We start from the raw sequence: 7,033 nt of genomic DNA, 5'->3' as shown, positions 1-7,033 counted from the left end.
GGGTGGCGCGGGCGAGCGGGCACCACCGGTGGGCGCCCAGCCGGGGGGCGCCGCCGCCGCCGGGGTGCTCCGCACCCCGGACCACCACGCGGTCGACGGAGACCTCGACCACCCAGCGCGACGCCTCGCCCTCCCACGCCGAGGCCACGGGGCGCGCACCCGACCGCACGACCCCGTCGACCGCGACGACCGCGCGCTCCCCGGCGGCTCGCGCGAGCCCGCCGCGCTCCCGCACCGCGAGCTGGACCGCGCAGCCCGCGAGCGCGACGGACACGGCCGTGAGGACGAGCACCGCACCGGGCCACGCGGACGCGACGGCCGCCCGTCCGCGCGCCGCACGGCCCGCCGCCCGCCCGCCGCGCGGTCGCCCCGGCGCGTGGACGCGTCCGTGACGCGCGGCCCACCACCCCCACGCCGCGACGAGCACGGCCGTCGCCGCGAGCAGCGCTCCCCCCGCGGCGACCTCGTGCGCCCCGGACCCCACGGCCACGCCGCACGCCACCCAGGTGGCGAGCGCGGTCGGCACGAGGCGCAGGTCCAGTGGGGGGCCCGCGGCGCCGTCAGACGCGGACGAGGTCACGCAGGTCACCCAGGAGGCCGGGCCCGATGCCGGGCACCTCGGCGAGCTCCTCGACGGACGTGAACCGGCCGTGCTCGTCGCGCCACGCGAGGATGCGCTCGGCGAGCACCGGCCCGATCCCGGGGAGCCCGTCGAGCGCCGCGAGGTCGGCCGCGTTGAGGTCGAGGGGCGCGTCCGGCGCGACGACGCCGCCCGCGGGACCGGCGGACGGGACCGGCGGGTCGCCCGGCTGCGGCACGACCACCTGCTCGCCGTCGACGAGCTCGCGCGCGAGGTTGAGCGCGGCGAGGTCGGCGGTGGCGAGCGGCCCGCCCGCCGCGGCGAGCGCGTCGACGACGCGCGACCCGGCCGGCAGTGCGAGCACGCCCGGCGCGACGACCTGGCCGACGACGTGCACCACGACATCGCCCGCGCCCCCTGCCGTCCCGCTGCCGCCCCCTGCGCCCGTGACGTCCGTCGCGACCGTGGTGCCCGTCGCGACCGCACCGTCACCACCGTCCGCGCCGACCGGCGCGTCCGCTCCGACCGCGTCCGCCCCGGGCGACGGGGACGCGGCGGGCGTGGCCGCGCCGCCGCGGTCGACGACGACCGAGGGTGCCGGCCGCAGCGCCCGCCAGCCGACGAGCCCGGCGACGACCACGAGGACGAGCACCGCGACCGCCACCGCGCCCGGCCGCACCGCCCACCGCGGACGTCCCCGGGTGCCGTCGCCCGCCGCCGGGTGCTCGAGCGGGTGCCCGTGCGCGGCCGTGTAGCCCGTGACGGCGGCGGCCAGCGCGCGCCGGCGCAGCCCGGAGCCGTCGCCGCCCGCGGCACCGCCGTCACCGTCGGGCGCGGGCTCCACCACGGTGCCGTCGACGTCGCGCGGCGACTCCACCACGGTGCCCTCGATGCCGGGTGCGCGCACCGGGGACCACCGGGGCGCACCCCCGCGCGTCGGCGCCTCGCGCGCCGGGACCCACCCGGTCGCCCTCGCGCCCGCCGGTCCCCCGCGCGGCGCCGCCTCCTGCGACTCAGGCGGGACGGGGGGCCGCGTCTGCGCCGCCGCGGCGAGCGCGCGCAGGCGGCGCCGCGCGTCGGTAGCCGAGGGGTCGGCGCCGCGGTGCGCGGTCGCTGCCGAGCTGACGTCCTGCGTGGCCACGGCCCGACCGTCGCAAGCCCCGCGCCGCGCGGGCGGGCGGGACCGCACAGGCCGTGGACGAGCTCCACCTGTGGACGGGTGCGCCCCCGCCGGCGGCGCCCGCGCGCCCGTGCGAGCCCGGAAGCGCGCCGCGGCGTCAGCGGTCCCGTCGTGCCCGCGGTCCCGGCGCGCGATCCGTCCGTCGCTAGTGGTCCGCGGCGACGACCGCGAGCACGCCCGGACCCACGTGCGCACCCACGACGGCGCTGATCTCGGCGACGTGCAGGTCCCGCAGGCCCGGGCCGCACGAGGCGCGCAGCCGATCCCCGAGCTCCTCCGCCGACGCCGCGTCGCCCAGGTGGTGGACGGCGAGGTCGAAGGCCCCGCGCCGCGCGACGCCGTCGGCGACGAGCTCGACGAGACGGGTGCGCGCGCGGGCGCTGGTCCGGACCTTCTCGACGACCTCGATGCGGCCGTCCCGGACGCCGAGGACGGGACGCAGCCCGAGCACGGTCCCGACCGCCGCGGCGACCGGGCCGAGCCGGCCGCCGCGCCGCAGGTGCTCGAGCGTGTCGACGGCGAACAGGACGCTCGTGGTCGCCGCGCGTCGCTCGGCGGCGCGCGCCACCGCGGCTCCGTCCTCGCCGGCCCGCGCGGCCGCGAGCGCGGTGAGCACCGGGAACCCCAGGCCCATGCCGACGGACCGCGAGTCGACGACGTGCACGGGCACGGGCGACGTCTGCGCCGCGATCGCGGCCGACGTGACCGTGCCCGAGAGCTCGGCCGAGAGGTGCACCGACACGACCTCGCGCGCGCCGCGGGCCGCCGCACGCGAGTACGCGCGCGCGAACGCCTCGGGCCCCGGCTGGGAGGTGGTGACCTGCGCGCCCGCGCGCAGCGCCGCCACGAGACGCGCGGGCGTGAGGTCCACGCCCTCGAGGTGGGCCGTGCCGTCGACGACGACGTGGAGCGGCACCACCACGACGTCCGCCCCGTCCGGCACGACGTCCGGCAGGGACGCGGTCGAGTCGGTGACCACCGCGACGCGGCCCGCGGGCGTCGTCGGGCTCACGAGGTGCCCCAGCGCCGCACGCTCACCGTCCCGCGCCGCACGCCGCGAGCGTCACGCGGGGACGACGTTGACGAGCCGGGGCGCCCGCACGATGACCGTGCGCACGGCGCGGCCGTCGAGCGCGCGCTGCACCCCCGCGGTCGCGAGCGCCCGCTCGCGCAGCTCGTCCTCGCCGATCGACGGCGGGACCTCGAGCCGGTCACGCACCTTGCCCTGGACCTGGACGACGCACGTCACGGTCTCCTCGACCAGCCACGCCTCGTCGGCCACCGGATACGGCTCGCGCGCGAGGCTCCGGTCGTGCCCGAGGCGCTCCCACAGCTCCTCGCAGATGTGCGGTGCGAGCGGCGCGAGCAGCAGCACGATCGTCTCGGCGGCCGCGCGCGGCACCGCGTCGAGGGTCGTGAGGTGGTTGTTGAGGACGATGAGCTTGGCGATGGCCGTGTTGAACCGCATCGCCTCCATCTCGGTGCGCACGTCGGTGACCGTGCGGTGCAGCACGCGCAGCGTCGCCTCCGACGGCGCGTCGTCGGTGACGACGAGCTCGCCTGTCGTCTCGTCGACGACGTTGCGCCAGAGCCGCTGCAGGAAGCGCTGCGACCCGACGACGGCGCGCGTCTCCCACGGCCGCGACAGGTCGAGCGGACCCATCGACATCTCGTAGAGCCGGAAGGTGTCGGCGCCGTAGGCGTCGTACATCTCGTCGGGCGTCACGCTGTTCTTCAGCGACTTGCCGATCTTCCCGTACTCGCGGAAGACCTCCTGGCCCTGCCAGGAGAACCCGCTGGGCACGGTGTCGTCCTCGACCACCTCGTGCGCCCAGACGTACGCGCCGCGCGCGTCGGTGTACGCGTACGCCTGGATGTAGCCCTGGTTGAACAGCGTGCGGAACGGCTCGACGCTCGAGACGTGGCCCAGGTCGTGCAGCACCTTGTGCCAGAAGCGCGCGTACAGCAGGTGCAGCACCGCGTGCTCGACGCCACCCACGTACAGGTCCACGCCGCCCGAGGCGCCCGCGTCGGCGTCGTGCCCCGGACCCATCCAGTACCGCTCGAGCCCGGGGTCCACGACGACGTCGCGCCGGCCCGGGTCGAGGTAGTTGAGGTAGTACCAGCACGACCCCGCCCAGTTGGGCATCGTGTTGGTGTCGCGCCGGTAGGTGCGGGGCCCGTCGCCCAGGTCGAGCTCGACGTGCACCCACTCCTCGTTGCGCCCCAGAGGCGGCTCGGGCATCGACGTGACGTCGTCGGGCGCGAAGGTGCGCGGCGAGTAGTCGGGCACCTCGGGCAGGTCGACCGGGAGCAGGTGGTCGGGCAGCGCGATCGGCAGGTCGTGCTCGTCGTAGACGACCGGGAACGGCTCGCCCCAGTAGCGCTGCCGGCTGAACAGCCAGTCGCGCAGGCGGTAGGTCACGGTCCCGGTACCGACCCCGCGCCCCTCGAGCCACGCGATCATCGTGCGCTTGGCCTCGTCGACGCCCAGCCCGTCCAGGCTGACCTCGTCGTTGGCCGAGTTGATCGCGACGCCCTCGCCGGTCCAGGCCCCGCCGTCCCAGCCCTCGGGGGGCGCGACCGTGCGGACCACGGGCAGCTCGAACTGCTCGGCGAAGGCCCAGTCGCGCTCGTCCTGCGCGGGCACGGCCATGATCGCGCCCGTGCCGTAGCCCATGAGCACGTAGTCGGCCGTGAACACGGGGATCTGCTCGCCGTTGGCGGGGTTGATCGCGAGGTGGCCCGTGAAGACGCCCGTCTTGCGGCCCGCGTCGGCCTGGCGCTCGACCGCGCTCTTGGCCGAAGCCTCCGCGCGGTACGCCGCGACCGCTGCGACCGGCGTGCGGTGGCCGCCCGTCCACGCGGCGTGCGTCCCGTCCGGCCACGCCGCCGGCACCTCGTCCAGCAGGGGGTGCTCGGGCGAGACCACCATGAACGTCGCGCCGAACAGCGTGTCCGGACGCGTCGTGAAGACCTCGACCGCGGACCCGCCGATGACCTCGAAGGTCACCGCCGCGCCCTCGGAGCGGCCGATCCAGTTCCGCTGCATCGCACGGACCTTCTCGGGCCAGTCGATGAGGTCGAGGTCGGCCAGCAGGCGGTCGGCGTAGGCCGTGATCCGCATGTTCCACTGGCGCAGGTTGCGCTTGAAGACCGGGAAGTTGCCGCGCTCGGAGCGGCCGTCGACCGTGACCTCCTCGTTGGCCAGCACCGTGCCCAGGCCGGGGCACCAGTTGACCGGCGTCTCGGAGACGTAGGCCAGGCGCTGGGCGTCGACGACGCGCCGGCGCTCGACCGCGTCCAGCTCGGCCCAGGCACGACCGCCCGAGAGCCCGGCCGGCACCTCGCGCTCGCCCCGCTCGTAGGCCGCCACCAGCTCGGCGACCGGGCGCGCGCGGCCCGTGCCGCCGTCGGGCCGGGGCGCGGCGTCGTCGTACCAGGACTCGAAGATCTGCAGGAAGATCCACTGCGTCCAGCGGACGTACTCGGAGTCCGTGGTCGCGAAGGTGCGCCGCGCGTCGTGCGCGAGCCCCAGGCGGCGCAGCTGGCGCCGCATCGTGACGATGTTCTCCTCGGTCGTCTTCCGCGGGTGCTGCCCGGTCTGGACCGCGTACTGCTCGGCGGGCAGGCCGTAGGCGTCGTAGCCCAGCGCGTGCAGGACGTTGTCGCCGCACATGCGCCGGTGCCGCCCGACGACGTCGGTCGCGATGTAGCCGAGCGGGTGCCCGACGTGCAGGCCAGCCCCCGAGGGGTACGGGAACATGTCCATGAGGAAGAACGAGCGGGACGCCGGGTCCGCGTGGCGGCCCTCGGCGTCGGTGAGGCGCCCCGTCGGGTTCGCGGCCCAGAAGGTGCCCTGCTCCTCCCAGCGGTCCTGCCAGCGCTGCTCGATCTCCGAGGCGAGCGCCGCCGTGTAGCGCAGCGGCGCCTCGGGGGGCGTCGAGGCCGTGGCGCGGCCGCCGCCGTCCGGGCTGGTCGCGGGGGTCGTCACGGGGCCGGTGGGAGCGCTGGGATCGGGGTTGTGCACCGGGCAAGGCTACCGTCGGCGGCCCGCCCGGCCCGCCCGCATCCCGACGTCGGACGTCACCGCGCGGAGCGGTACTCCAGGGTGAGCGGGCACTGGAACGGGTCGCGCGCGGCGAGGCCGACCTTGTTGAGGTAGGCGATGACGATCGCGTAGGAGCGCATCAGCGACGTCTCGGTGTAGTGGATGCCGCGGCTCGCGCAGAACTCGCGCACGATCGGCTGCACGTGGCGCAGGTGCGGGCGCGCCATGTTCGGGAAGAGGTGGTGCTCGACCTGGTAGTTGAGGCCGCCCATCATGAGGTCGGTGAACCGGCCGCCGCGCACGTTGCGGCTCATGAGCACCTGGCGACGCAGGAAGTCGATCCGCGCGTCCGGCGGCACGATGGGCATGCCCTTGTGGTTCGGCGCGAACACGGCGCCCATGTAGAGGCCGAAGATCGCGAGCTGGACGCCCAGGAACGCGAACGCCATACCGACGGGCAGGGCCCAGAACACGAGCGCGAGGTACCCGCCGAGCCGCAGGGTCACGAAGGCGATCTCGACGGGACGGCGCTTGACCTCGCCCCGCCCGAAGATCGTCTTGACGCCGGAGATGTGGAGGTTGAGCCCCTCGAGCAGCAGCAGGGGGAAGAACAGCCAGCCCTGGCGCTGGGTGAACCAGCCGACGAGGCCCCTGCGCGGCGCCGCGAGCTCCTCGGTGTGGAACACGAGCGCGCCCGTGGCGATGTCCGGGTCGGCCCCGACCTGGTTGGGCTTCGCGTGGTGACGGCTGTGCTTGTGCTGCCACCAGCCGTAGCTCATGCCCGCGTAGAGGTTCGCGATGACCAGGCTGGCCCAGTCGTTCCAGCGGCCCGAGTTGAAGATCTGCCGGTGCGCAGCGTCGTGCCCCAGGAACATCACCTGGCCCAGCACGAGGGCGAGCGCGGCGGCCAGCGCGAGCTGCCACCACGTGTGACCGAGCAGGACGACGCCCGCGCCGATGCCCAGGAGGAGCAGCGTGAGCACCGCGAACCGCGTCCAGTAGTACGCATAGCGACGGCGCATGAGGCCCGCCTCCTGCACGGTCCGCGTCAGTGCGGTGAACTCGCTGACCTGCCGCTCGCGTGGCGAGCCGGCCTCCGCGGCCTCGGTGGAGGTGGAGGTGGAGGTGGAGGGTACGACGTCGGCGCTCATATGCATCCCGGTCTGATGGGGGGTCGACGCGATGCCGACGGCACCACATCCGATCGGTCCAACCTACGGAA

The 7,033-nt window shown here is 75.8% G+C and carries 4 protein-coding genes and 1 pseudogene; all 5 read right to left on the bottom strand.

Annotated features, from left to right (window positions below):
• Positions 1-580: pseudogene (locus tag JIG38_RS18345) on the bottom strand (hypothetical protein); the annotation flags it as partial.
• Positions 561-1,721 (bottom strand): ComEA family DNA-binding protein, encoded by a 1,161-nt coding sequence (locus JIG38_RS21170; protein WP_307845022.1) that lies wholly within the window; start codon positions 1,719-1,721, stop codon positions 561-563. The gene JIG38_RS21170 and the pseudogene JIG38_RS18345, both read right to left, overlap by 20 nt.
• Before the next feature lie 184 nt (positions 1,722-1,905).
• Positions 1,906-2,772, bottom strand: a complete 867-nt coding sequence (locus tag JIG38_RS18335; protein ID WP_199425159.1) for a DegV family protein — start codon at positions 2,770-2,772, stop codon at positions 1,906-1,908.
• Between the two features lie 51 nt (positions 2,773-2,823).
• A complete protein-coding gene (gene leuS, locus JIG38_RS18330; RefSeq protein ID WP_199425164.1) occupies positions 2,824-5,754 on the bottom strand; it encodes a leucine--tRNA ligase in 2,931 nt (976 codons plus the stop codon).
• A 92-nt stretch (positions 5,755-5,846) separates the two neighbouring features.
• Positions 5,847-6,962 carry a fatty acid desaturase family protein gene (locus JIG38_RS18325; RefSeq protein WP_199425158.1) on the bottom strand — a complete coding sequence of 372 codons (1,116 nt, stop codon included), beginning with the start codon at positions 6,960-6,962 and terminating at the stop codon, positions 5,847-5,849.
• Positions 6,963-7,033: the final 71 nt, after the last annotated feature.

It is taken from the genome of Actinotalea solisilvae (assembly GCF_016464425.1).
GTDB lineage: Bacteria > Actinomycetota > Actinomycetes > Actinomycetales > Cellulomonadaceae > Actinotalea > Actinotalea solisilvae.
The sequence above is the reverse complement of the archived record's forward strand: the minus strand, read 5'-3'. Positions and strand labels throughout refer to the sequence as shown.